This window comes from Pseudomonas sp. zfem004 (assembly GCF_032621715.1).
GTDB lineage: Bacteria > Pseudomonadota > Gammaproteobacteria > Pseudomonadales > Pseudomonadaceae > Aquipseudomonas > Aquipseudomonas sichuanensis.
On sequence record NZ_JAVYJF010000014.1, the window covers coordinates 96,448 to 118,298 of the forward strand.

The 21,851-nt window shown below is 64.9% G+C and carries 20 protein-coding genes; 13 read left to right on the top strand and 7 right to left on the bottom strand.

What is annotated here, in order from left to right; translation table 11 throughout:
- Positions 1–33 precede the first annotated feature (33 nt).
- Together dxs and RTH46_RS16525 are read right to left on the bottom strand one after the other, a co-directional pair.
- A complete protein-coding gene (dxs, locus tag RTH46_RS16520; RefSeq protein WP_153787699.1) occupies positions 34–1,929 on the bottom strand; it encodes a 1-deoxy-D-xylulose-5-phosphate synthase in 1,896 nt (631 codons plus the stop codon).
- Between the two features lie 167 nt (positions 1,930–2,096).
- Positions 2,097–2,696, bottom strand: coding sequence for a LysE/ArgO family amino acid transporter (locus RTH46_RS16525; protein ID WP_153788437.1), 600 nt, complete (start codon positions 2,694–2,696; stop codon positions 2,097–2,099).
- Positions 2,697–2,821: 125 nt separating this feature from the next.
- On the opposite strand from RTH46_RS16525, the gene RTH46_RS16530 reads away from it, so the two are divergent.
- The 3 genes from RTH46_RS16530 to RTH46_RS16540 all read left to right on the top strand — a co-directional run bounded on the left by RTH46_RS16530 (position 2,822) and on the right by RTH46_RS16540 (position 5,666).
- Entirely contained in the window at positions 2,822–3,712 is an 891-nt protein-coding gene (locus RTH46_RS16530) for a LysR family transcriptional regulator ArgP (protein WP_110993722.1), read from the top strand.
- A 49-nt stretch (positions 3,713–3,761) separates the two neighbouring features.
- Complete coding sequence (locus tag RTH46_RS16535) at positions 3,762–4,757, top strand: NAD(P)-dependent oxidoreductase (RefSeq protein WP_316906130.1); 996 nt, start codon at positions 3,762–3,764, stop codon at positions 4,755–4,757.
- Between the two features lie 87 nt (positions 4,758–4,844).
- Positions 4,845–5,666 (top strand): ATPase, encoded by an 822-nt coding sequence (locus RTH46_RS16540; RefSeq protein WP_316906131.1) that lies wholly within the window; start codon positions 4,845–4,847, stop codon positions 5,664–5,666.
- Between the two features lie 75 nt (positions 5,667–5,741).
- Here RTH46_RS16540 and RTH46_RS16545 read toward each other — a convergent pair whose 3' ends face one another.
- Both RTH46_RS16545 and RTH46_RS16550 read right to left on the bottom strand, forming a co-directional pair.
- On the bottom strand, positions 5,742–7,214 hold the full coding sequence (locus RTH46_RS16545; RefSeq protein ID WP_110993725.1) for an inorganic phosphate transporter: 1,473 nt from the start codon (positions 7,212–7,214) through the stop codon (positions 5,742–5,744).
- Positions 7,215–7,521: 307 nt separating this feature from the next.
- Entirely contained in the window at positions 7,522–7,728 is a 207-nt protein-coding gene (locus RTH46_RS16550; protein ID WP_110993726.1) for a hypothetical protein, read from the bottom strand.
- Between the two features lie 575 nt (positions 7,729–8,303).
- Here RTH46_RS16550 and pcaR point away from each other — a divergent pair.
- The 9 genes from pcaR (at position 8,304) to pcaC (ending at position 18,101) form a co-directional block, all read left to right on the top strand.
- Entirely contained in the window at positions 8,304–9,173 is an 870-nt protein-coding gene (pcaR, locus tag RTH46_RS16555; RefSeq protein WP_153788440.1) for a pca regulon transcriptional regulator PcaR, read from the top strand.
- A gap of 467 nt (positions 9,174–9,640) precedes the next feature.
- Entirely contained in the window at positions 9,641–10,987 is a 1,347-nt protein-coding gene (locus RTH46_RS16560) for an MFS transporter (RefSeq protein WP_316906132.1), read from the top strand.
- A gap of 269 nt (positions 10,988–11,256) precedes the next feature.
- Positions 11,257–12,117: a CoA transferase subunit A gene (locus RTH46_RS16565; RefSeq protein ID WP_316906133.1), complete on the top strand. Its 861-nt coding sequence runs from the start codon at positions 11,257–11,259 to the stop codon at positions 12,115–12,117.
- Complete coding sequence (locus RTH46_RS16570; protein WP_110993730.1) at positions 12,114–12,893, top strand: CoA-transferase subunit beta; 780 nt, start codon at positions 12,114–12,116, stop codon at positions 12,891–12,893. The genes RTH46_RS16565 and RTH46_RS16570 overlap by 4 nt, the downstream gene beginning before the upstream one ends.
- Positions 12,890–14,095: a 3-oxoadipyl-CoA thiolase gene (gene pcaF, locus RTH46_RS16575; RefSeq protein ID WP_178125849.1), complete on the top strand. Its 1,206-nt coding sequence runs from the start codon at positions 12,890–12,892 to the stop codon at positions 14,093–14,095. The genes RTH46_RS16570 and pcaF overlap by 4 nt, the downstream gene beginning before the upstream one ends.
- 147 nt (positions 14,096–14,242) lie before the next feature.
- Positions 14,243–15,532 carry an MFS family transporter gene (locus RTH46_RS16580; protein WP_153787876.1) on the top strand — a complete coding sequence of 430 codons (1,290 nt, stop codon included), beginning with the start codon at positions 14,243–14,245 and terminating at the stop codon, positions 15,530–15,532.
- A 9-nt stretch (positions 15,533–15,541) separates the two neighbouring features.
- On the top strand, positions 15,542–16,894 hold the full coding sequence (locus tag RTH46_RS16585; protein ID WP_316906134.1) for a 3-carboxy-cis,cis-muconate cycloisomerase: 1,353 nt from the start codon (positions 15,542–15,544) through the stop codon (positions 16,892–16,894).
- An 11-nt stretch (positions 16,895–16,905) separates the two neighbouring features.
- Positions 16,906–17,697: a 3-oxoadipate enol-lactonase gene (gene pcaD / locus RTH46_RS16590; protein ID WP_153787878.1), complete on the top strand. Its 792-nt coding sequence runs from the start codon at positions 16,906–16,908 to the stop codon at positions 17,695–17,697.
- A gap of 11 nt (positions 17,698–17,708) precedes the next feature.
- Entirely contained in the window at positions 17,709–18,101 is a 393-nt protein-coding gene (pcaC, locus tag RTH46_RS16595) for a 4-carboxymuconolactone decarboxylase (protein WP_153787879.1), read from the top strand.
- Between the two features lie 77 nt (positions 18,102–18,178).
- Here the strand turns inward: pcaC and RTH46_RS16600 are convergent, their stop codons facing one another.
- A complete protein-coding gene (locus RTH46_RS16600; protein ID WP_316906135.1) occupies positions 18,179–18,703 on the bottom strand; it encodes a DUF962 domain-containing protein in 525 nt (174 codons plus the stop codon).
- A 91-nt stretch (positions 18,704–18,794) separates the two neighbouring features.
- On the opposite strand from RTH46_RS16600, the gene RTH46_RS16605 reads away from it, so the two are divergent.
- The gene (locus RTH46_RS16605) at positions 18,795–19,481 is read left to right on the top strand and encodes a Crp/Fnr family transcriptional regulator (RefSeq protein ID WP_316906136.1); all 687 of its coding nucleotides are present in this window, start codon (positions 18,795–18,797) and stop codon (positions 19,479–19,481) included.
- On the opposite strand, the gene RTH46_RS16610 is transcribed toward RTH46_RS16605, so the two are convergent.
- Positions 19,381–20,364 (bottom strand): LysR family transcriptional regulator, encoded by a 984-nt coding sequence (locus RTH46_RS16610; protein ID WP_316906138.1) that lies wholly within the window; start codon positions 20,362–20,364, stop codon positions 19,381–19,383. The genes RTH46_RS16605 and RTH46_RS16610 overlap by 101 nt on opposite strands.
- 193 nt (positions 20,365–20,557) lie before the next feature.
- The gene (locus RTH46_RS16615; protein WP_316906140.1) at positions 20,558–21,811 is read right to left on the bottom strand and encodes an OprD family porin; all 1,254 of its coding nucleotides are present in this window, start codon (positions 21,809–21,811) and stop codon (positions 20,558–20,560) included.
- Positions 21,812–21,851: the final 40 nt, after the last annotated feature.

Here is a 21,851-nt window from a genome sequence, read left to right on the forward strand (position 1 = left end):
CTGGTGGGAGCGGGCTTGCCCCGCGATAGGTCCTTACAGGCCGAGCTTGGCCATTCGGGCTTTGACGGCAGCCTCGATCCCGGCGGCATCCAGCCCGCACTCGGCGAGCATCTGCGCCGGCTTGGCGTGCTCGACATAGATGTCCGGCAGGCCCAGGTGCAGCAGCGGCTTGACCACCGCTTCGCGGGCGAGGAACTCACCCACGGCGGCGCCGGCACCGCCCATGATGGCGTTCTCTTCGATGGTCACCAGCAGCTCATGGCCGGCGGCCATTTCCAGCACCAGGGCCTCGTCCAGCGGTTTGACGAAGCGCATATCGACCACGGTGGCGTCGATCTGCTCGGCCACCTGCAGGGCCTCGGTGAGTTGCACGCCGAACACCAGCAGGGCGACCTTGCTGCCCCGGCGGCGAACCACGCCCTTGCCGATCTCCAGCGGCTCGAGGTCGCCGCTGATCGGCGCGTTCGGGCCGGTGCCACGCGGGTAGCGCACAGCCGCCGGGCCCTTGTAGTGGTGGCCGGTGCTGAGCATCTTGCGCAGCTCGTTCTCGTCGCTCGGGGTCATCACCAGCATGCCGGGGATGCAACGCAGGTACGACAGGTCGTAGGCCCCGGCGTGGGTCGGGCCGTCCTCGCCGACCAGGCCGGCGCGGTCGATGGCGAACAGCACGTCGAGGTCCTGCACCGCCACGTCGTGGATCAGCTGGTCATAGCCGCGCTGCAGGAAGGTGGAGTAGATCGCCACCACCGGCTTGGCGCCTTCGCAGGCCATGCCGGCGGCCAGGGTGACCGCGTGCTGTTCGGCAATCGCCACGTCGAAGTAGCGCTCGGGGTAGCGTTCGCTGAAGTCGACCAGGTCCGAGCCTTCCTTCATCGCCGGGGTGATACCCACCAGGCGGTTGTCGGCGGCGGCCATGTCGCACAGCCACTGGCCGAACACGGCGGAGTACTTCGGCCCGCTCGGTTTCTTCGGCGCGACCGGCTTGTTGGCCGGCTCCAGCTTGGTGATGGCGTGGTAGCCGATCGGGTCGACCTCGGCCGGGGCGAAGCCCTTGCCCTTTTTGGTCACCACATGCAGGAACTGCGGGCCCTTGAGGTCACGCATGTTGCGCAGGGTGGCGATCATGGTCGGCAGGTCGTGGCCGTCGATCGGGCCGATGTAGTTCCAGCCCAGCTCTTCGAACAGGGTGCCGGGCACCAGCATGCCCTTGGCGTATTCCTCGGTGCGGCGGGCGATTTCCCAGGCGCCGGGCAGGCGCGACAGCACTTTCTTGCTGCCTTCGCGCATGCTGGCGTAGGTGCGGCTGGAGAGAATCTTGGCCAGGTAGTTGGACAGCCCGCCGACGTTGCGCGAGATCGACATGTCGTTGTCATTGAGAATGACCAGCATGTCGGCATTCACTTCCTGCGCGTGGTTCAGCGCTTCGAAGGCCATGCCGGCGGTCAGTGCGCCGTCGCCGATCACCGCGATGGATTTGCGCGGATCGTTCTGCAGGCGGGCGGCAATGGCCATGCCCAGCGCGGCGCTGATCGAGGTGCTGGAGTGACCGACGCCAAAGGTGTCGTACTCGCTCTCGCTACGGCGCGGGAAGGCGGCGATGCCGTCCTTCTGGCGCAGCGACAACATGCGGTTGCGCCGGCCGGTGAGGATCTTGTGCGGGTAGGCCTGGTGACCGACGTCCCACACCAGCCGGTCATCCGGGGTGTCGAAGACGTAGTGCAGGGCGATGGTCAGCTCGATGACGCCCAGGCCGGCACCGAAATGCCCGCCGGTCTGCCCCACGGTATAGAGCAGTTCCTGGCGCAGCTCGTCGGCCAAAGGCTCGAGGTCGGCTTCGGCCAGCCGGCGCAGGCCGGCAGGCGTGTCGGCGCGGTCGAGCAACGGCGTGACCGGGCGTTCGCGGGGGATCTCTTGAAACGTCGTGGGCATCAGGCGAGTCGTTATAGGTTTGAAGACGCGGCAGTTTACCCCATTGTGGGAAAAGCTGCCCATTCAAGCGGGGGCCTACGCCCTCTGTGGGAGCGGGTTTACCCGCGAATGCGATGTTGCATCAACCGCCGCATTCGCGGGTAAACCCGCTCCCACACTGTATATCGTCAGTTGAAAATCAGTTGAGCCGCTACCGCGAACATCATCACCGCCACCATCAGGTCCAGCATCCGCCAGGTCGCCGGCCGTGCCAACCATGGCGCCAACCACGCAGCGCCCACGGCCAGGGTAGTGAACCACAGCAGCGACGCGCTGGCGGCACCGGCCACGTAGGCGCCAGGCACGGTCTGCTGGGCGCCGAGCGAGCCGATCAACAGCACCGTATCCAGGTAAACGTGCGGGTTGAGCAAGGTCACCGCCAGTGCGCTGAGCAGCACCGCGCGGCGCGAGCGCACGCCCTGGCCCTGCTGATGCTCCAGGCTCTGCTTGGAGCAGGCGCTTCGCAAGGCCTTGGCGCCGTACCAGATCAGGAACACCGCGCCGCCCCAGCGGGCCACTGCCAGCAAGGTCGGGTTATGCGCCAGCACCGTGGCCAGGCCGAACACCCCGGCGGCCACCAGCAGCGCATCGCAGACGATGCACAACGCCGCCACCGGCAGGTGATGTTCGCGCCGCAGGCTCTGGGCCAGGACGAAGGCGTTTTGCGCGCCGATGGCCATGATCAGGCCGAAGGCCACCAGCATGCCGTTCAGATAGCTTTGCCACATAGCGCCAACACTCCACTGACACCGGCGCGCAGGCCGGCGTTGATTGCCTAGAAAGATGTGGCCATTGTGGCGCCCTCGGCTGTATAAGAAAAACAAATAGAGCTGATCACTCATTAGAGAAATCGATGTTCGACTACAAGCTGCTCGCCGCCCTCGCCGCGGTGATCGAACAAGCGGGCTTCGAGCGCGCCGCGCAGGTGTTGGGGCTGTCGCAATCGGCCATCTCCCAGCGCATCAAGCTGCTCGAGGCCAGGGTCGGCCAGCCGGTGCTGGTGCGGGCCACGCCGCCCAGCCCTACCGAGGTCGGCCGTCAGTTGCTCAACCATGTGCAGCAGGTGCGCCTGCTGGAGCGCGACCTGCAACGCCAGGTCCCGGCGCTGGACGAGGAGGGCATGCCAGAGCGCCTGCGCATCGCGCTCAATGCCGACAGCCTGGCGACCTGGTGGGCGGGGGCCGTGGGGGCGTTCTGTGCCGAGCAGCAGGTCCTGCTGGACCTGGTGGTGGAAGACCAGGATGTCGGCCTCAAGCGCATGCGCGCCGGTGAAGTGGCTGCCTGCCTGTGTGGCAGCGAGCGGCCGGTGGCCGGGGCGCGGAGCATGCCGTTGGGGGCAATGCGTTACCGGGCGCTGGCCAGTCCCGCGTTCATGGCGCGTTACTTCCCCAACGGCTTCGAGGTTGCACGGCTGGCGCGCACGCCGGCGGTGGTGTTCGGCCCGGACGATTTCCTGCAGCATCGCTACCTGGCATCGCTGGGTATCCAGGACGGTTTCCTGCACCACCTGTGCCCCTCGTCCGAAGGTTTCCTGCGCATGACCGAGGCGGGCCTGGGCTGGGGGCTGGTGCCCGAGCGCCAGGTGGCCGAGCAGTTGGGTCGTGGCGAACTGGTGGAAATCTGCAGCGATACCCCCATCGACGTGCCGCTGTACTGGCATCATTGGCGCAACGGCGGGCAACTGCTCGCCCAGCTGACCGAGCACCTGCGCCATTCGGCGCGGGACTGGCTGGTGCCCTTGTAGGCCTGGCCGGCGTCTGCTGCATCTGAAATCTGGCAAGGCGGAGTGTTACATGCGAATTCTGGTCACCGGCGCGAGCGGCTTCATTGGCGGGCGCTTTGCGCGCTTTGCCCTGGAGCAGGGCCTGGACGTACGGGTCAATGGCCGGCGGGCGGAGGGTGTGGAACACCTGGTCAAGCGCGGCGCGCAGTTCATCCCAGGCGATCTGGGTGACGCCGAACTGGCCCGGCGCCTGTGCCAGGGCGTCGATGCAGTGGTGCACTGCGCCGGTGCGGTGGGTAACTGGGGGCGTTACCAGGATTTCTACCAGGGCAACGTTGTGCTCACCGAGAACGTGGTCGAAGGTTGCATCAAGGAGCATGTGCGGCGCCTGGTGCATTTGTCGTCGCCGTCGATCTACTTCAACGGCCGTTCCCAGCGTGATATCCGCGAAGAGCAGGTGCCACGGCGCTTTCACGATCACTACGGATTGACCAAGCACCTGGCCGAACAGAAGGTATTCGGTGCCCAGGAATTCGGCCTGGAGGTACTGGCCCTGCGACCTCGCTTCGTCACCGGGGCTGGCGATGCGAGTATTTTCCCGCGGCTGATGCGCATGCAACGCAAGGGGCGTGTGGCGATCATCGGCAACGGCCTGAACAAGGTCGATTTCACCAGCGTGCACAACCTCAACGAAGCCTTGCTCAGCGCGCTGTTTGCCGAGGCGCCGGCGCTGGGGCAGGCCTATAACATCAGCAACGGCCACCCATTGCCGCTGTGGGACGTGGTGAACTACGTCATGCGCCAGATGCAGCTGCCGCAGGTCACCCGCTATCGCAGTTTCGGCCTGGCCTACAGCCTGGCGGCGGCCAATGAGGCCGCCTGCCTGCTCTGGCCAGGGCGCCCACAGCCGACCCTGACGCGTACCGCGATGCAGGTGATGAGCAAGGACTTCACCCTCGATATCAGTCGTGCCCGGCAGTACCTGGACTACCGCCCGAAGACCGACACCTGGGCCGCGCTGGATGAATTCTGTCATTGGTGGAAAGCACAACCGGGCAACCAGTGAACCTGCTGCCGGGATGATGGTCTGCAGTGCGCCGCCTTGGCGGTTTATACTCATGCCTCTTTGCTACCACAGCGGTTGAATGCACCCATGCGTAACGACGCCCACGACGATTTCGACGACGTGCCCGCCCTGCGCGCCGGCACCCCCGATGACGATGAATTGCTGCCTGCCCATGTCGCGCGGGGCCGCCAGAAGGCTGCGCGGCCGCGCAGCAATGGCCCGCTATGGGCATTGCTGGGGGCTTCGTTCATAGGCCTGGCCGGCCTGGGCTGGTGGAGTTTTCAGCAGATCTCGCTGTTGGAGCAGCAACTGGTGGCCACCCAGGAAAGCTTTGCCCGTATCAGCGAGGAAGCGGCCGGGCGCCTGCAGGCGATCAGCGGCAAGGTCGACGCCAGCGAGTCGAGCAGCACCACCGGTAGCGAAGCGTTGAAGCTGCAGATCCGTCAGTTGCAGGCCAACCTGGCCGAGCAGGGCAAGCAGCAGCAGGGCGTTGCCGGCCAGGCCGGCGACCTGGGCAAGCGCCTGGAACAGGTACTGGCCGATACCCGCGAGCAGCAGAAAGCAGTGACCGAGTTGCAGGGGCAACTGCAAGCGCAATTGAAGGCCGTGAATACGGAACTTGCGGCGTTGAAGTCGGGCCAGCTAGACGGTGGCAAGCTCGATGGTCAGTTGAAAAGCCTGAACAGCGAGGTGGAGGCCCTGAAGAAGCGCAACCCGAGCGCGGCGATCGAAAGCCTGGAACAGGATGTGCTGGTGCTCAAGAGCCAGGCCGACAACCGCTCGGCGCAATCGGCCGGGGGCGCTTCGGTGCAGGAGTTCGATGCATTCCGCGGGCAGACCACCCGCAACATCAATACCCTGCAGAGCCAGATCCAGAACCTGCAGCAGCAGATCAATGCTCGTCCTTGAACGGCCAGTTGCCGGGCGCTTGCCCGGACCATGAAAAAAGGCGCCCGAAGGCGCCTTTTTTCATGGCTACAGCGTTCAGCTCATGGCTTTGATAGCAAGCCAGAACAGGCCGGCGGACAGGCCCACCGTCGCTGGCAGGGTCAGTACCCAGGCCAGCAGGATGGTCTTCACGGTGCCGCCTTGCAGGCCGCTCTTGTTGGCAACCATGGTACCGGCCACGCCTGAAGACAGTACGTGGGTGGTCGACACCGGCAGGCTGAAGATGTTGGCCATGCCGATGGCGCAGGCGGCGGTGATCTGTGCCGACATGCCCTGGGCATAGGTCATGCCCTGCTTGCCGATCTTCTCGCCGACGGTCAGTACCACGCGCTTCCAGCCGACCATGGTACCCAGGCCCAGGGCCAGGGCGACGGCGACGATCACCCAGAACGGTGCGTACTCGGTGGTGGCGGTGAGGTCTTTGCGCAGCTTCTCGAGGTCGGCCTTTTCGCGCGGCTCGAGGCCTGGCAGCTTGCCGACCTTCTTCGCCGTGTCGTCCAGGCACAGCAGGTAACGACGTACTTCAACGCGCTTCTCGGCGCTCAGTGCGCGGTAGTCGGTCACACCTTGCAGCGACGATTGCAGCGCGGCGATGGTCGGTTCGGTCTGCTGCGGGTTGCAGCTGAACTGCTCCGGCAGGTCGGCCGACTTGGCCTTGCCCAAGGCCAGGTACTCGCCCAGCGTCGCCGCATTGCGCTCGTAGAACTGGCTCAAGTGCATGGTGGCGTCGCGGGTGCGTTCGATCTGGTAGGTGGTGCTGTTCAGGTCGAGCACGAACTTGGCCGGGACGATACCGATCAGTACCAGCATGATCAGGCCGATGCCCTTCTGGCCGTCGTTGGAGCCGTGCACGAAGCTCACGCCCATGGCCGAGATCACCAGCACCAGGCGGTTCCAGAATGGTGGGTGCTTCTTGTCGTCGAGCTTGCGGCGCTGATCCGGGGTCTTGTGCATCTTCGACAGCGGGCGCCACCATTTCAGGCCAAGCAGCACCAGCGCGGCAACGGCGAAGCCAGCCATGGGCGAAAGCACCAGCGACATGCCGATATCGATCGCTTTCTGCCAGTTCACGCCATCACCCAGCGGGATATCGCTGATCAGTGCATTGGCCAGGCCCACGCCAAGGATCGAACCGATCAGGGTGTGCGAGCTGGAGGCGGGGATGCCGAAGTACCAGGTGCCCAGGTTCCAGGTGATGGCCGCAGCCAGCAACGAGAAGACCATGGCCAGGCCGTGGCCGGTGTTCACATTGATCAGCAGCTCCACCGGCAACAGGTGGACGATGGCATAGGCCACGCCGACGCCGCCGAGCAGCACGCCGAGGAAGTTGAACACCCCGGAGAAGAATACGGCCAGGTGCGGTGGCATGGCTTTGGTATAGATGACAGTGGCTACCGCGTTGGCGGTGTCATGAAAGCCATTGATGAACTCGAAGGCGAGAACGAAGGTCAGAGCGAGCATCAGGCTCACGACGACCCAGGCATCCAGTCCGCTGAATAAATCGATCATGAAGGTTGTCTGGCGGTCTTTAGGGGGGCGGGATTATGCCAGAAAACCCTGCAAATCGATGCACCTGCCACAGTTCGATGACGGATGACCGCACGCTCAGGGGCGTGGTGGTCTGCGGGGTGTTGGTCGCGAACAGGCAGGTAAAAATCGCAAAATTACCTAAAAATCAACGATTTGAGTGAAAATCGCTGTGCAGGAATCTGCTCAAACGGCTGTATGAAATTTGTGAAATTCCATTTCACCCACGGTGTTTCGGTAAAGATGCCGCCGCGCCGACGGTCAATGACTGATGGCGCGGTGATGTCGCTCAGCTACGTTCGCCGTCGCTGTGCAGATCCTTCTCCATCTTTTCCAGTTCCTGGGCGAACGCCTGGTCGCGAATGCTTGCGCGCTTGCGCCAGGGTTTACGTTCCGGGTCGGGTTGTGCGGCATAGGTGGTGACTTCGCCACCGTATACATCCTTGTAACGTTCAGCCTGTCGCTCGAGTTCCGCGCGCAGTTCTTCTTTCGTCACAGTCATACCTGAAGAGTTTGAAGTTTGGCATTGGCAGATACCTGCACATTGGATGTAGCGGCGTATGCAGCCAATGCGAAATGTCCGTCGCAGCGATGCCGGGGGTGGCAAGTTCAAGGCACGTTGAAAGTGCCGTTGTTCAACACCGGGCAAGCCAAACCGGGGCGGTGGCTTGAAGCTCATCAAGCGACGAAAGTTAGCTGATGGATCCACGTCACTGGCGGACAATCAACAGTAGCGATTATAGCAACAGCCCGAACGAAGGCTATCGTTGTTTTCCGCCTGCTGACAATGCCCTGCAAGTTGTTGTCGTCAGCACCACATGAGTCTGTGGGCAGGCACTATAAGTTCAATCCGCCGGGTTGGAAGTTAGGCTCGGGACGGTTGAAACAAAAACGGCCTCGCGGGTGGGCGAGGCCGTTGCCTGGGACTTCTACGGTGGGTACCTGACCAGTCTCTCCAAAGAAGCCACATGTGGCAGGGGAAAGGTATAAGCAAAAGTGTCAGCGGTCAATTGCGATTATCGGCCGTTCGTTCGATAATCGCACGAACCAGCGATTTTATGAGGCAGCTCCATGAGCGATGAAACCAGCGGCCCGGTGGCCAACGACCCCGCGCGCAGCACCACGCCGGCCATGGCCCCGCCGATCGTGGCGTCGGCGGCCAAGCGCATCCAGGCTTTCACCGGTGACCCGGACTTCATGACCTCTCTGGCCCGCGGCCTGGCGGTGATCCAGGCATTCCAGGAGCGCAAGCGCCATCTCACCATCGCCCAGATCAGCCACCGCACGGAGATCCCCCGCGCGGCCGTGCGCCGTTGCCTGCACACCCTGATGAAGCTCGGCTACGCGACGACCGACGGTCGTACCTATTCGCTGTTGCCCAAGGTGCTCACCCTCGGCCACGCTTACTTGTCTTCGACGCCGCTGGCGGTTTCGGCGCAGCCCTACCTGGACCGCATCAGCGACCAGCTGCACGAAGCGGCCAACATGGCCACGCTCGAAGGTGACGACATTCTGTACATCGCACGCTCGGCCACCGTCGAGCGGCTGATTTCGGTCGACCTCTCGGTAGGCGGGCGCCTGCCGGCCTACTGCACCTCGATGGGGCGCATTCTTTTGGCCGCGCTGGACGATGCCAGCCTGCACGAGTATCTGGACCGCGCCGACCTCAAGGCCCGCACCAGCCGTACCCTGCACGATGCGCAGTCGCTGTTGGCCTGTATCCAGCAGGTGCGCGAGCAGGGCTGGTGCGTGGTCGACCAGGAACTGGAGCAAGGCCTGCGCTCGATTGCCGTGCCTATCTATGACGCCTCCGGCCAGGTGCTGGCGGCGCTGAACGTCAGTACCCATGTCGGGCGGGTCAGCCGCAGTGAACTGGAGCAACGCTTCCTGCCGATCCTGCTGGCGGCCAGCCGTGATCTTTGTCATCAGCTGTTTGGCTGATTGCGCACGCCCACTGTAGGAGCGGCCTTGTGTCGCGAAAGCGCTGCGCAGCGGCCCCGGCGATCCATGCGGTAACGCTGGGGCCGCTTTGCGGCCCATTCGCGGCACAAGGCCGCTCCTACAAAGAAAGGCAGTTGCTTCCATAGCAAGCCTTGCGAATGCACCAGAATCGAACAGCCCGAAAGTTTCCTGTTCGATAAACGCACAATGTCGTCTTCGACGAATTGCGCAGGCCCGGCCCGCTGATTAATGTCTGTCGCACAAGTCGGCTGTGCCGACCTGACAATAACAACAGGCCAAAAAGGGCTCCTTCGATGAATACGCATCTTTTGCTGTCGCGGCCGCACCCGCGCACGCTACCGCTCAACTCCGGCTGAACCCCGTCCGCTGTTTCCCTGCGAAACTTATCGTTCCTGCGCTTTGCTGTACGCAGTAGCCTGCCTGCGCCTATCTTCCGGATAATAACAATGAACAAACCGCAATCAACCCTCGGCAACTGCCTCGACGTTCAGTCGTTCATCAACGACCAGCCACTGTCCCGGTATCAATGGCGCGTGGTGATTCTGTGCTTCTTGATTGTCTTCCTCGACGGCCTGGACACTGCCGCGATGGGCTTCATTGCCCCGGCGCTGTCCCAGGAGTGGGGGATCGACCGCGCAAGCCTCGGCCCGGTCATGAGTGCCGCGCTGATCGGCATGGTGTTCGGTGCGCTGGGCTCCGGGCCGCTGGCCGACCGTTTCGGGCGCAAGGGCGTGCTGGTAGGCGCGGTGCTGGTATTCGGCGGCTTCAGCCTGGCCTCTGCCTACGCAAGCAATGTCGACCAGTTGCTGGTGCTGCGTTTCCTCACCGGCCTGGGCCTGGGCGCGGGCATGCCCAACGCCACTACGCTGCTCTCCGAGTACACCCCCGAGCGCCTCAAGTCGTTGTTGGTGACCAGCATGTTCTGCGGCTTCAACCTGGGCATGGCCGGCGGTGGCTTCATCTCCGCCAAGCTGATCCCGGCCTACGGCTGGCACAGCCTGCTGGTGATCGGTGGCGTGCTGCCGCTGTTGCTGGCCGTGGTGCTGTTGGTCTGGCTGCCGGAGTCGGCGCGGTTCCTGGTAGTGCGCAACCGTGGTACCGACAAAGTGCGCAAGACCCTGGCGCCGATCGCACCCCAGGTGGTTGCCCAGGCAGCGAGCTTCAGTGTGCCGGAGCAGAAGGCGGTGGCAGCACGCAATGTGTTCGCGGTGATCTTCTCCGGCACTTACGGCCTGGGCACGGTGCTGCTGTGGCTGACCTATTTCATGGGCCTGGTGATCGTTTACCTGCTCACCAGCTGGCTGCCCACGCTGATGCGCGACAGCGGCGCGAGCATGGAGCAGGCCGCGTTCATCGGCGCGCTGTTCCAGTTCGGCGGCGTGCTCAGCGCGGTGGGCGTAGGCTGGGCCATGGACCGTTTCAACCCGCACAAGGTGATCGGCATCTTCTATCTGCTGGCCGGGGTGTTCGCCTACGCGGTGGGGCAGAGCCTGGGCAACATCACCCTGTTGGCGACCCTGGTGCTGGTGGCGGGCATGTGCGTCAACGGTGCGCAGTCGGCCATGCCGTCGCTGGCGGCGCGCTTCTACCCCACCCAAGGGCGTGCCACCGGCGTATCGTGGATGCTCGGCATCGGCCGTTTCGGCGCGATCCTCGGCGCCTGGAGCGGGGCGACCTTGCTGGGGCTGGGCTGGAACTTCGAGCAGGTGCTTACCGCACTGCTGGTGCCGGCGGCGTTGGCGACCGTGGGGGTGGTGGTCAAGGGGCTGGTAAGCCACGCCGACGCCACCTGAGTGCACCTGTGGGAGCCGGCTTGCCGGCGATAGCGTCAGGCCTTCAATCGGTATTCCCCTGTCAGGCCCAATCGCCGGCAAGCCGGCTCCCACAAGGGGAGGGTAGGCCTGGCATAGATGAGTAGCAGGATAACAAATGGTTCGATAATCGCACAAAAGTGCGATTATCGGATTGTAACCGCCCCGCCAGTCTCCTTAATCTGGGCCCATCGCAGCGACGCATGGGCCCGCTGCTCACCGACCCGGCTCGTCCTGACCAGGAGTCTCCAATGGCAGCAATCCTCTCGCTTCACGATGCCGTGAAGCAGTTCATCCAGGATGGCGACAGCGTCGCCCTCGAAGGCTTCACCCACCTGATCCCGACCGCCGCCGGTCACGAGATCATCCGCCAAGGCAAGCGCGACCTGACCCTGGTGCGCATGACCCCGGACCTGATCTACGACCAGCTGATCGGCGCCGGCTGCGCGCGCAAGCTGATCTTCTCCTGGGGCGGCAACCCAGGGGTGGGTTCGCTGCACCGCCTGCGCGACGCGGTGGAAAAGCAGTGGCCGCACGCCATTGAAATCGAAGAGCACAGCCACGCCGACCTGGCCAACGCCTATGTCGCCGGTGCCTCCGGCCTGCCGTTCGCGGTGCTGCGCGCCTACGCCGGCTCTGACCTGCCCAAGGTCAACCCGTTGATCAAGAGTGTCATCTGCCCGTTCACCGGCGAAGTGCTCGCCGCCGTGCCGTCGGTACGTCCGGACGTCACCGTGATCCACGCGCAAAAGGCCGACCGCAAGGGCAATGTGCTGCTGTGGGGCATCCTTGGCGTGCAGAAGGAAGCGGCCCTGGCGGCCAAGCGTAGCATCGTCACCGTCGAAGAGATCGTCGACGACCTCAACGCACCGATGAACGCCTGCGTGCTGCCGACCTGGGCCTTGAGCGCGGTGTGCCTGGTACCGGGCGGCGCCCACCCGTCCTATGCCCACGGTTACTACGAGCGCGACAACCGCTTCTACCAGGCCTGGGACCCGATTGCCCGCAACCGCGAAACCTTCAGCGCCTGGATCGACACTTACATCCGTGGCACCACCGACTTCACCGAATTCCAGGCCAAGCTGGCCAGCACCGCGGAGGCCGCGCAATGAGCTACTCCACTTCAGAAATGATGACCGTCGCCGCCGCCCGTCGCCTGCGCAACGGTGCTGTCTGCTTCGTCGGCATCGGCCTGCCGTCCAAGGCCGCCAACCTGGCGCGCCTGACCTCGTCGCCGGACGTGGTGCTGATCTACGAGTCCGGCCCGATCGGTGCCAAGCCCAGCGTGCTGCCGCTGTCGATCGGTGACGGTGAACTGGCGGAAACCGCCGACACCGTGGTGCCGACCGGCGAAATCTTCCGTTACTGGCTGCAGGGCGGGCGCATCGACGTGGGCTTCCTCGGCGCCGCCCAGGTCGACCGTTTCGGCAACATCAACACCACCGTGGTCGGTGACTACCACGCGCCGAAAACCCGCCTGCCGGGTGCCGGCGGTGCGCCGGAGATCGCCGGGTCCGCCAAGCAGGTGCTGATCATCCTCAAGCAGTCGCCGCGGGCGTTCGTCGACAAGCTCGACTTCATCACCTCGGTCGGCCACGGCGAAGGCGGCGACTCGCGCAAGCGCCTGGGCCTGCCTGGCGAAGGGCCGGTCGGCATCATCACCGACCTGTGCATCATGGAGCCGGAAGCCGGCACCCACGAGTTCGTGGTGACCTCGATCCACCCGGGCGTGACCCGCGAGCAGATCATCAACGCCACCGGCTGGGCGATCCGCTTTGCCGACAACGCCCAGGAAACTGCGGCGCCGAGCGAGGTCGAGCTGACCGCGCTGCGTGACCTCGAAGCCCGCACCGCCGCCGCCCATGGGCAAGTGGCAGGAGAAGCCTGATGCGTGACGTATTCATCTGTGACGCCATCCGCACCCCCATCGGCCGCTTCGGCGGCGCCCTGGCCGGCGTGCGCGCCGATGACCTGGCAGCCGTGCCGCTCAAGGCGCTGATCGAGCGTAACCCGAGCGTGCAATGGGACCAGCTCGACGAAGTGTTCCTCGGCTGCGCCAACCAGGCCGGTGAGGACAACCGCAACGTCGCGCGCATGGCCCTGCTGCTGGCCGGCTTGCCGCAGAGCGTGCCGGGCGTGACCCTCAATCGCCTGTGCGCCTCTGGCATGGATGCCATCGGCACCGCCTTCCGCGCCATCGCCAGCGGCGAGATGGAGCTGGCCATTGCCGGCGGCGTCGAGTCGATGTCGCGTGCGCCGTTCGTCATGGGCAAGGCCGAGAGCGGTTACTCGCGCAACATGAAACTGGAAGACACCACCATTGGCTGGCGCTTCATCAACCCGCTGATGAAAGCCCAGTACGGCGTCGATGCGATGCCTGAGACGGCCGACAACGTTGCCGACGATTACCAGGTGTCGCGCGCCGACCAGGACGCCTTCGCCCTGCGCAGCCAGCAGAAGGCGGGTGCTGCACAGGCCGCCGGTTTCTTCGCCGAAGAGATCGTGCCGGTGCGCATTGCCCATAAAAAAGGCGAGACCCTGGTCGAGCAGGACGAGCACCTGCGCCCGGACACCACGCTCGAAGCGCTGACCCGTCTCAAGCCGGTCAATGGCCCGGACAAGACCGTCACCGCCGGCAATGCCTCGGGCGTCAACGACGGTGCCGCGGCGCTGATCCTCGCCTCGGCCGAAGCCGTGAAGAAACACGGCCTGACCCCACGTGCCCGAGTGCTGGGCATGGCCAGCGCCGGTGTGGCGCCACGGGTGATGGGCATCGGCCCGGTGCCGGCGGTACGCAAACTGACCGAGCGCCTGGGTGTGGCCGTGGCCGACTTCGATGTCATCGAGCTCAACGAAGCCTTCGCCAGCCAGGGCCTGGCGGTGCTGCGCGAACTGGGTGTTGCGGATGATGCGCCGCAGGTGAACCCCAATGGCGGCGCCATCGCCCTCGGCCACCCGCTGGGCATGAGTGGTGCGCGGCTGGTGCTGACGGCGTTGCATCAGTTGGAGAAGACTGGCGGGCGTAAAGGCCTGGCGACCATGTGTGTCGGGGTTGGGCAGGGGTTGGCGTTGGCCATCGAGCGGGTTTGACCTGTACCGGCCTGATCGCGGGGCAAGCCCGCTCCCACGCTGGATAACCTGTGGGAGCGGGCTTGCCCCGCGATTGGGCCGAGGTGGAACGAGTGTGTAACCAGGTATGTCTAGAATTACCTGTGACCCTCCAGGAGTAAACGCACCATGACCTCAACCTATTACACCGGCGAAGAACGCAGCAAACGCATCTTCGCCATCGTCGGTGCCTCGTCGGGCAACCTGGTGGAATGGTTCGACTTCTATGTCTACGCCTTTTGCGCCATCTATTTTGCCCCGGCCTTCTTCCCCTCCGACGACCCCACGGTGCAGTTGCTCAACACCGCCGGCGTGTTCGCCGCGGGCTTCCTGATGCGGCCCATCGGCGGCTGGATCTTCGGCCGCCTGGCCGACCGTCACGGGCGCAAGAATTCGTTGATGACCTCGGTGCTGATGATGTGTTTCGGCTCCTTGATCATTGCCTGCCTGCCGACCTACGCCAGCATCGGTGCCTGGGCGCCGGCGTTGCTGCTGTTGGCGCGGCTGATCCAGGGCCTGTCGGTGGGCGGCGAGTACGGCACCACGGCCACCTACATGAGCGAAGTGGCGCTGCGCGGCCAACGCGGTTTCTTTGCCTCGTTCCAGTACGTCACCCTGATCGGCGGCCAGTTGCTGGCGGTGCTGGTAGTGGTAATCCTGCAGCAGTTGCTGACTGAAGAAGAGCTGCGCGCCTACGGCTGGCGCATCCCGTTCGTGGTCGGTGCGGTTGCCGCGCTGATCTCGCTGGTGCTGCGCCGCTCCCTGGAAGAAACCAGCAGCGCCGAGACCCGCCAGAACAAGGACGCAGGCTCGATCAGTGGCCTGCTGCGCAACCATGCCGGCGCCTTCATCACCGTGCTGGGGTACACCGCCGGCGGCTCGCTGATCTTCTACACCTTCACCACCTACATGCAGAAGTACCTGGTCAACACCGCCGGCATGAACGCCAAGAGCGCCAGTTTCGTGATGACCGGCGCACTGTTCCTGTTCATGATCCTGCAGCCGGTGTTCGGCATGCTTTCCGACCGCATCGGCCGGCGTAACTCGATGCTGCTGTTCGGCGCCCTGGGTACCTTGTTCACCGTGCCGTTGCTGATGGCGTTGAAGACCGTGAGCAGCCCGTTCATGGCCTTCGTGCTGGTGACCCTGGCACTGTGCATCGTCAGTTTCTACACCTCGATCAGCGGCCTGGTGAAGGCCGAGATGTTCCCGCCGCAGGTGCGGGCGCTGGGGGTAGGGCTGGCCTATGCGATCGCCAACGCGGTGTTCGGCGGTTCGGCCGAGTACGTGGCCCTGGGCTTGAAGACCCTGGGCATGGAGAACACCTTCTACTGGTACGTGACCGCCATGATGGCGGTGGCCTTCCTGTTCAGCCTGCGCCTGCCCAAGCGGGCGCAGTACCTGCACGATGATCACTAAGGACGTTGCATGAGCAACCAACTGTTCGACGCCTACTTCACCGCCCCGGCCATGCGCGAGGTGTTCTCCGACCGGGGCCGGCTGCAGGGCATGCTCGATTTCGAGGCGGCCCTGGCCCGTGCCGAAGCCGCCGCCGGGCTGGTGCCACATGCCGTGGTGCCGGCGATCGAGGCCGCCTGCAAGGCCGAGCGCTACGACGTGCGGGCATTGGCCGAGGCCATCGCCACCGCCGGTAACTCGGCGATCCCGCTGGTCAAGGCATTGGGCAAGGTCATCGCCAGTGGCGTGCCCGAGGCCGAGCGCTATGTGCACCTGGGCGCCACCAGCCAGGACGCGATGGACACTGGCCTGGTGCTGCAACTGCGTGCGGCGCTGACGCTGATCGAATGCGACCTCGGCAGCCTCGCCGACAGCTTGGCCCGCCAGGCCCTGCAGCATGCCGACACGCCACTGGTGGGCCGCACCTGGTTGCAGCACGCCACGCCGGTGACCCTGGGGATGAAGCTGGCCGGTGTGCTCGGCGCCCTGACCCGTCATCGCCAGCGCTTGAAGGAGCTGCGCCCGCGCCTGCTGGTGCTGCAGTTCGGCGGTGCCTCCGGCAGCCTAGCGGCATTGGGCAGCAAGGCGTTGCCGGTGGCCGAAGCCTTGGCCGAACAGCTGCAGCTGACCTTGCCCGAGCAGCCCTGGCACACCCAGCGCGACCGCCTGGTGGAGTTTGCCTCGGTGCTGGGCCTGATCGCCGGCAGCCTGGGCAAGTTCGGTCGCGACGTCAGCCTGCTGATGCAGACCGAGGCGGGCGAGCTGTTCGAACCCTCAGCGCCGGGCAAGGGCGGCTCCTCGACCATGCCGCACAAGCGCAACCCGGTGGGGGCGGCGGTACTGATTGGCGCCGCCACCCGTGTGCCGGGGCTGGTCTCGACGCTGTTCAGCGCCATGCCCCAGGAGCACGAACGCAGCCTGGGCCTGTGGCACGCCGAATGGGAAACCCTGCCGGAAATCTGCTGCCTGGTATCCGGCGCACTGCGCCAGGCCCAGGTGATCGCCGAGGGCATGGAAGTGGACGCCCCACGCATGCGCCGCAACCTCGACCTCACCCAGGGGCTGGTGCTGGCCGAAGCCGTCAGCATCGTCCTCGCTCAGCGCCTGGGCCGCGATCGCGCCCATCATCTGCTGGAAACCTGCTGCCAACGCGCAGTGGCCGAGCAACGCCACCTGCGTGCCGTGCTGGGTGACGAACCCCAGGTCAGCGCCGAGTTGTCCGCCGACGAACTCGACCGCCTGCTCGACCCTGCCCATTACCTCGGCCAGGCCCGTGTCTGGGTGGCGCGTGCCGTGGCCGAACATCAACGATTCATTGCCTGAAGGAGACCGCTGTGGCGCACGTGCAACTGGCCGATGGCGTACTGCATTACCAACTCGACGGCCCGGCGCATGCCCCGGTGCTGGTGTTGTCCAACTCGCTGGGTACCGACCTTGGCATGTGGGACACGCAGATCCCGGCATGGAGCGAACACTTTCGCGTGCTGCGTTACGACACCCGTGGCCACGGTGCCTCGGTGGTCAGCGAGGGGCCATACAGCATCGAACAACTGGGTAACGATGTGCTGGCGCTGCTCGACGCGCTAGATGTCCCCAAGGCCCATTTCGTCGGCCTGTCCATGGGCGGCTTGATCGGCCAGTGGCTGGGTATCAACGCAGGCTCGCGCCTGCTCAGCCTGACCCTGTGCAACACGGCGGCGAAAATCGCCAATGACGAGGTGTGGAACACCCGCATCGACACCGTGCTCAAGGGCGGCCAGCAGGCCATGCGTGACCTGCGCGATGCCTCGATTGCGCGCTGGTTCACCCCGGCGTTCGCCGCGGCCGAGCCGGCGATTGCCCAACGCATCACCGAGATGCTGGCGCACACCTCGCCTGCCGGTTACGCCGGCAACTGCGCCGCTGTGCGCGATGCCGATTTCCGTGACCAGCTCGAGCGCATTCAGGTGCCGACCCTGATCGTCGCGGGTAGCGCCGATGTGGTCACCACGCCGGAGCATGGCCGCTTCATGCAGGCGGGTATCCTGGGTGCCGATTACGCCGAGTTCCCGGCGGCGCACCTGTCCAACGTCGAGGTCGGTGCGCCGTTCAGTGACCGCGTGCTCGATTTTTTGCTGGCCCGCTGAGGACATACGCCATGGATGAGAAACAACGCTACGACGCCGGCATGCAAGTGCGCCGGGCGGTGCTGGGCGATGCCCATGTCGACCGCAGCCTGGAGAAGCTCAACGACTTCAACGGCGAGTTCCAGGAAATGATCACCCGCCATGCCTGGGGTGATATCTGGACCCGCCCGGGGCTGCCACGGCATACCCGCAGCCTGATCACCATCGCCATGCTGATCGGCATGAACCGCAACGATGAACTCAAGCTGCACCTGCGCGCGGCGGCCAACAACGGCGTGACCCGTGAAGAGATCAAGGAAGTGCTCATGCAGAGTGCGATCTACTGCGGCATTCCGGCGGCCAATGCCACTTTCCACCTGGCGGAGTCGGTGTGGGATGAGTTGGGGGTTGAGTCGCGCCAATAACGCCATCGCGGGGCAAGCCCGCTCCCACGAGATTCGGCGCTCTAGATCTCGTGGGAGCGGGCTTGCCCCGCGATTTGCTAGACGGCTGCTTTCTTCTGGCGGATCGCCACCGGCCCGGCATTGGCCTCCACGGCCTTCTTCAGATCGCCACACAGCCCGGTCATGAACGCCAGCTCTGCCACCACGAACAACGGCCCGATGATCAGCCCGCTGACATCATCGACAAACGCCGGCTTGCGCCCTTCGTAGGCATGCCCGACAAACTGGATGATCCAGCCCACCACAAAAGCCCCCAGCCCGGCGCTCAGCCACAACCCGGTGGGCTGCACGGCCAAGGCCTGGCCGGCCCACAGGCACAACCCCAGCAACAGCCCCATCACCAGGCCGAAACGCAGGTCCAGGCGCAGGTAGAACCACACCGACCAGGTGGCCAGCAGCAATGCCGGTGACAGCCAGAAACCCGCCACGTCCCAACCGGGCCGCGACAGCAGAATGCTCACCGCCAGCACGATCAGCGGGATACCGACGAAGTGGGTGCCGATATTGCGTGGGTCGCGGTGATAGGCCGCGTATTGACTCAGGTGTTCGACGAGGTTTTTCATTGTTGTTCCTCCATCAGGGGTAGGCGCAGCTTGCCCCGTCCATCCGTCGTCGTCTGTCGCCTGGCCGACAGAGTCCGCTTTGCGAGGTGCCATGCACGATCCGCGTACCCAGTTGCTGCACGGCCAGTGGTTTCGGCAGTTGCCGTGTAACGTTCAGGATAGCCTGCTGGCCCTGGCCCGAATCCGCGAGCTGGCGCCGGGGCAATGCCTGTTCCAGCGTGGCGATGCGCCGTGTGGGCTGTATGCGGTGCTGGACGGGGCGATGCGGGTCGGCGCGGTCAGCAGCGAGGGCAAGGAGGCGCTGTTGACCTTGGTCGAGGCGCCGTACTGGTTCGGCGAGATCAGCCTGTTCGATGGCCAGCCGCGTACCCATGACGCCTTTGCCGAAGGCACCACGCGTTTGCTGTGGATCCCCCAGGTGCCTTTGCTCGACTGGCTGGCGCGCGAACCGCAGCACTGGCGCGAGCTGGCGTTGCTGATGAGCCACAAGCTGCGCTGGGTATTCGTCGCCCTGGAGCAGCAGAGCCTGCTGGCCGCAGCGCCCCGGGTAGCCCACCGCCTGTTGCAGATCGCCGAGGGCTATGGCGAGCGCGATATCGCCCAGTGGCGCCTGCAACTGTCCCAGGAGCAGCTGGCGCTGATGCTGTCGCTGTCGCGCCAGACCATCAACCAGATTCTCAGGAACCTCGAACAGTCCGGCGTGGTACGCCTGGGCTATGGCGAGGTGGAGATTGTCGATGCGCCGCGGCTGCGGGCAATGGCTCAGCATCCAGGCTGACCAGGGTCTCGATCATCGCCCGCGCCGCCGGCGACAGGCGATAACCGCTGCGGCTGACCACCCCGCAACGCACGCTCAGCACCTCCAGCCCCGGCGGCAGGTTGCGCCAGTGCAGGCGCACCAGGGTGCCGGCGGCCAGGTCCTCGGCCACCGCTTCTTCGCTGGCGCTGCCGACCGCGTCGCTGGCCAGCACCACGCTGCGCAGCACCGCCAGGTGCTCGGTTTGCAGGTGCGGGGTGAAGTCGTTGCGCCCGCTGAGGTTGGCCAGGCGCTTGCGTACCCCGGGGGCGAGCAGGGCGCAGGCAAGGGGGTAGGCGAACAGGTCGTTGGTCGACAGGCTGTCCTTGGCCAGCAGCGGGTGCCCGGGGCGGCAGAAGAACAGGCCGGGGCGTGGGTTGAGCGGTTCGGTGTGAAAGTTCGGGTCGGCCTCGAACGGGCGGATGTCGTCGACGAAGAATTCGATCTGCTCGCGACGCAGGGCCTGGCCCAGGCGCTCGGCGTTGTCCACCAGCAGTTGGGTACGGATGCCGGGGTGGCGCTCGATGAACTGCTGCAAGGCCTCGGGTACCAGGCGTACCGCCAGGGCCGGGCCACTGCCGAAGTGCAGTTCACCGGCGTCGAGCTTGGTCATCTGCAACACCTCGTTGTTCAGCTGGGCGGCGCCTTGCACCAGGCGTCGGGCGTGTTGCAGCACCACCTGGCCTTCGGGGGTGGGAGGCAGGGCTTTGTTGCCACGGTCGACCAGGGTGCAGCCGAGGGTTTGTTCGAGGTTCTGGATGGCCCGGCTGAATGCCGGTTGGGTGATGCCCATGGCTTCTGCGGCGCGGACGAAACTGCGGTATTCGGTGAGGGCGATGAAATAGCGCAGTTGGCGGAGGTCCATGCTCGGGCTCTGGTGCGGGGGGCAGGGCTCGGTTTTAGCTTTTGTTACATATAACGTCAAAGAACGTTATTTGATTTGTATATGCACTTTTGTTCTTTGTTGTCATTGCTGGCCTCTTCGCGGGTAAACCCGCTCCCACAGGTTAGGTAGGAATCCTGTGGGAGCGGGTTTACCCGCGAAGAGGCCAGACCTGCTAGAGCAGATTCAACGGATAGCTCACGATCAACCGGTTCTCATCGAATGCATTGGTGCTGTAGTCCCGGCGCATGGTGGAGTTGCGCCATTTCACCGACAGATCCTTGAGTGCACCGGACTGCACCACATAGGCCAGCTCGGTCTCCCGCGCCCATTCCTTGCCGTCGTTCACCGCGCTGGTGTGCACGTTGTCACCCTTGATATAGCGGTTCATCAAGGTCAGCCCAGGAATACCGACGCTGACGAAATTGAAGTCGTGACGCACCTGCCAGGAGCGTTCCTTGGCGTTGTCGAAGCTTGAGTTGTAGCTGTCGTTGGCCAAGGTGCCGCCGCTGGTGCCGTTGACCCGCATCCAGGCGTCGTCGCCGCTGACCTTCTGCAGGCCAACGTAGAAGGTATGCCCCTTGTAGCGTGCCGAGAGCAGGGCCGACGCGGTGCGGTTGTCCAGTTCGCCGGCGCGTTCGCTGCCATCTTCCTTGCCGATGAAGTAACCGAGGTTGGCGCCCAGGGTCCAGTCACCCAATGGCTGGCTGTGCACAAGATTGAGGTACTGCTGGCGGTAGATGTCTTTGAGCTGCGCATCCCACAGCCCGATCATCGTGCGCTTGTCGTTGAAGGTGTATTCACCGCCAGCGAAGTTGAAGCGGTCGGAGGTAGCGGCGGCGCGGCCCTGCATGAACATGTCTTCCATGCTCGCGTCGTTGCGCGGGCTGTTGCCGCGGAACTGGCCGCCATACAAGGTGAGGCCGTCGATCTCTTTGGAGGTGAGCTGGCCGCCTCGGAAGGTCTGTGGCAGCGAGCGGCCATCGTCGGAGCGCAGGATCGGCAGCACCGGCATCCATTCGCCGACCTTCAGTTCGGTCTGCGACAGGCGCGCCTTGAACGCCACGCCCAGGCGCCCGAAGTCATCGGCCGGGCGGCCATCGTCGTGCACCGGCAGCAGGTGGGTGCCGGCGGTGCCTTTGCCGCCGTCGAGCTTCAGCGAATACAGGCCCAGCACATCCAGGCCGAAACCGACGGTGCCCTGGGTAAAGCCGGAGCGGGCGTCGAGGATGAAGCTCTGGGTCCATTCCTCGGCCTTGCCCTGGGGGTTGGCCGGGTCGACGAAGTTGCGGTTGATGTAGAAGTTGCGCAGGTTGAGGCTGGCCTTGGCGTCCTCGAAAAAGCCGCTTTCGGCGGCCAGGGCGGGCAGGGCGCAGGACATGGCCAACAGGCCGGGCAGCAGCTGGCGTGCGGGGTGCAAAGTGCTCATCTGTCGTGGATCTCTTGTTTTTATTGGGCGAGCCGGGGCG

Coding starts and splice junctions, on each gene's coding strand:
- dxs (WP_153787699.1), bottom strand. CDS start 1,929: ATGCCCACGACGTTTCAAGAGATCCCCCGCGAACGCCCGGTCACGCCG.
- RTH46_RS16525 (WP_153788437.1), bottom strand. CDS start 2,696: ATGTGGCAAAGCTATCTGAACGGCATGCTGGTGGCCTTCGGCCTGATC.
- RTH46_RS16530 (WP_110993722.1), top strand. CDS start 2,822: ATGTTCGACTACAAGCTGCTCGCCGCCCTCGCCGCGGTGATCGAACAA.
- RTH46_RS16535 (WP_316906130.1), top strand. CDS start 3,762: ATGCGAATTCTGGTCACCGGCGCGAGCGGCTTCATTGGCGGGCGCTTT.
- RTH46_RS16540 (WP_316906131.1), top strand. CDS start 4,845: ATGCGTAACGACGCCCACGACGATTTCGACGACGTGCCCGCCCTGCGC.
- RTH46_RS16545 (WP_110993725.1), bottom strand. CDS start 7,214: ATGATCGATTTATTCAGCGGACTGGATGCCTGGGTCGTCGTGAGCCTG.
- pcaR (WP_153788440.1), top strand. CDS start 8,304: ATGAGCGATGAAACCAGCGGCCCGGTGGCCAACGACCCCGCGCGCAGC.
- RTH46_RS16560 (WP_316906132.1), top strand. CDS start 9,641: ATGAACAAACCGCAATCAACCCTCGGCAACTGCCTCGACGTTCAGTCG.
- RTH46_RS16565 (WP_316906133.1), top strand. CDS start 11,257: ATGGCAGCAATCCTCTCGCTTCACGATGCCGTGAAGCAGTTCATCCAG.
- RTH46_RS16570 (WP_110993730.1), top strand. CDS start 12,114: ATGAGCTACTCCACTTCAGAAATGATGACCGTCGCCGCCGCCCGTCGC.
- RTH46_RS16580 (WP_153787876.1), top strand. CDS start 14,243: ATGACCTCAACCTATTACACCGGCGAAGAACGCAGCAAACGCATCTTC.
- RTH46_RS16585 (WP_316906134.1), top strand. CDS start 15,542: ATGAGCAACCAACTGTTCGACGCCTACTTCACCGCCCCGGCCATGCGC.
- pcaC (WP_153787879.1), top strand. CDS start 17,709: ATGGATGAGAAACAACGCTACGACGCCGGCATGCAAGTGCGCCGGGCG.
- RTH46_RS16600 (WP_316906135.1), bottom strand. CDS start 18,703: ATGAAAAACCTCGTCGAACACCTGAGTCAATACGCGGCCTATCACCGC.
- RTH46_RS16605 (WP_316906136.1), top strand. CDS start 18,795: ATGCACGATCCGCGTACCCAGTTGCTGCACGGCCAGTGGTTTCGGCAG.
- RTH46_RS16610 (WP_316906138.1), bottom strand. CDS start 20,364: ATGGACCTCCGCCAACTGCGCTATTTCATCGCCCTCACCGAATACCGC.
- RTH46_RS16615 (WP_316906140.1), bottom strand. CDS start 21,811: ATGAGCACTTTGCACCCCGCACGCCAGCTGCTGCCCGGCCTGTTGGCC.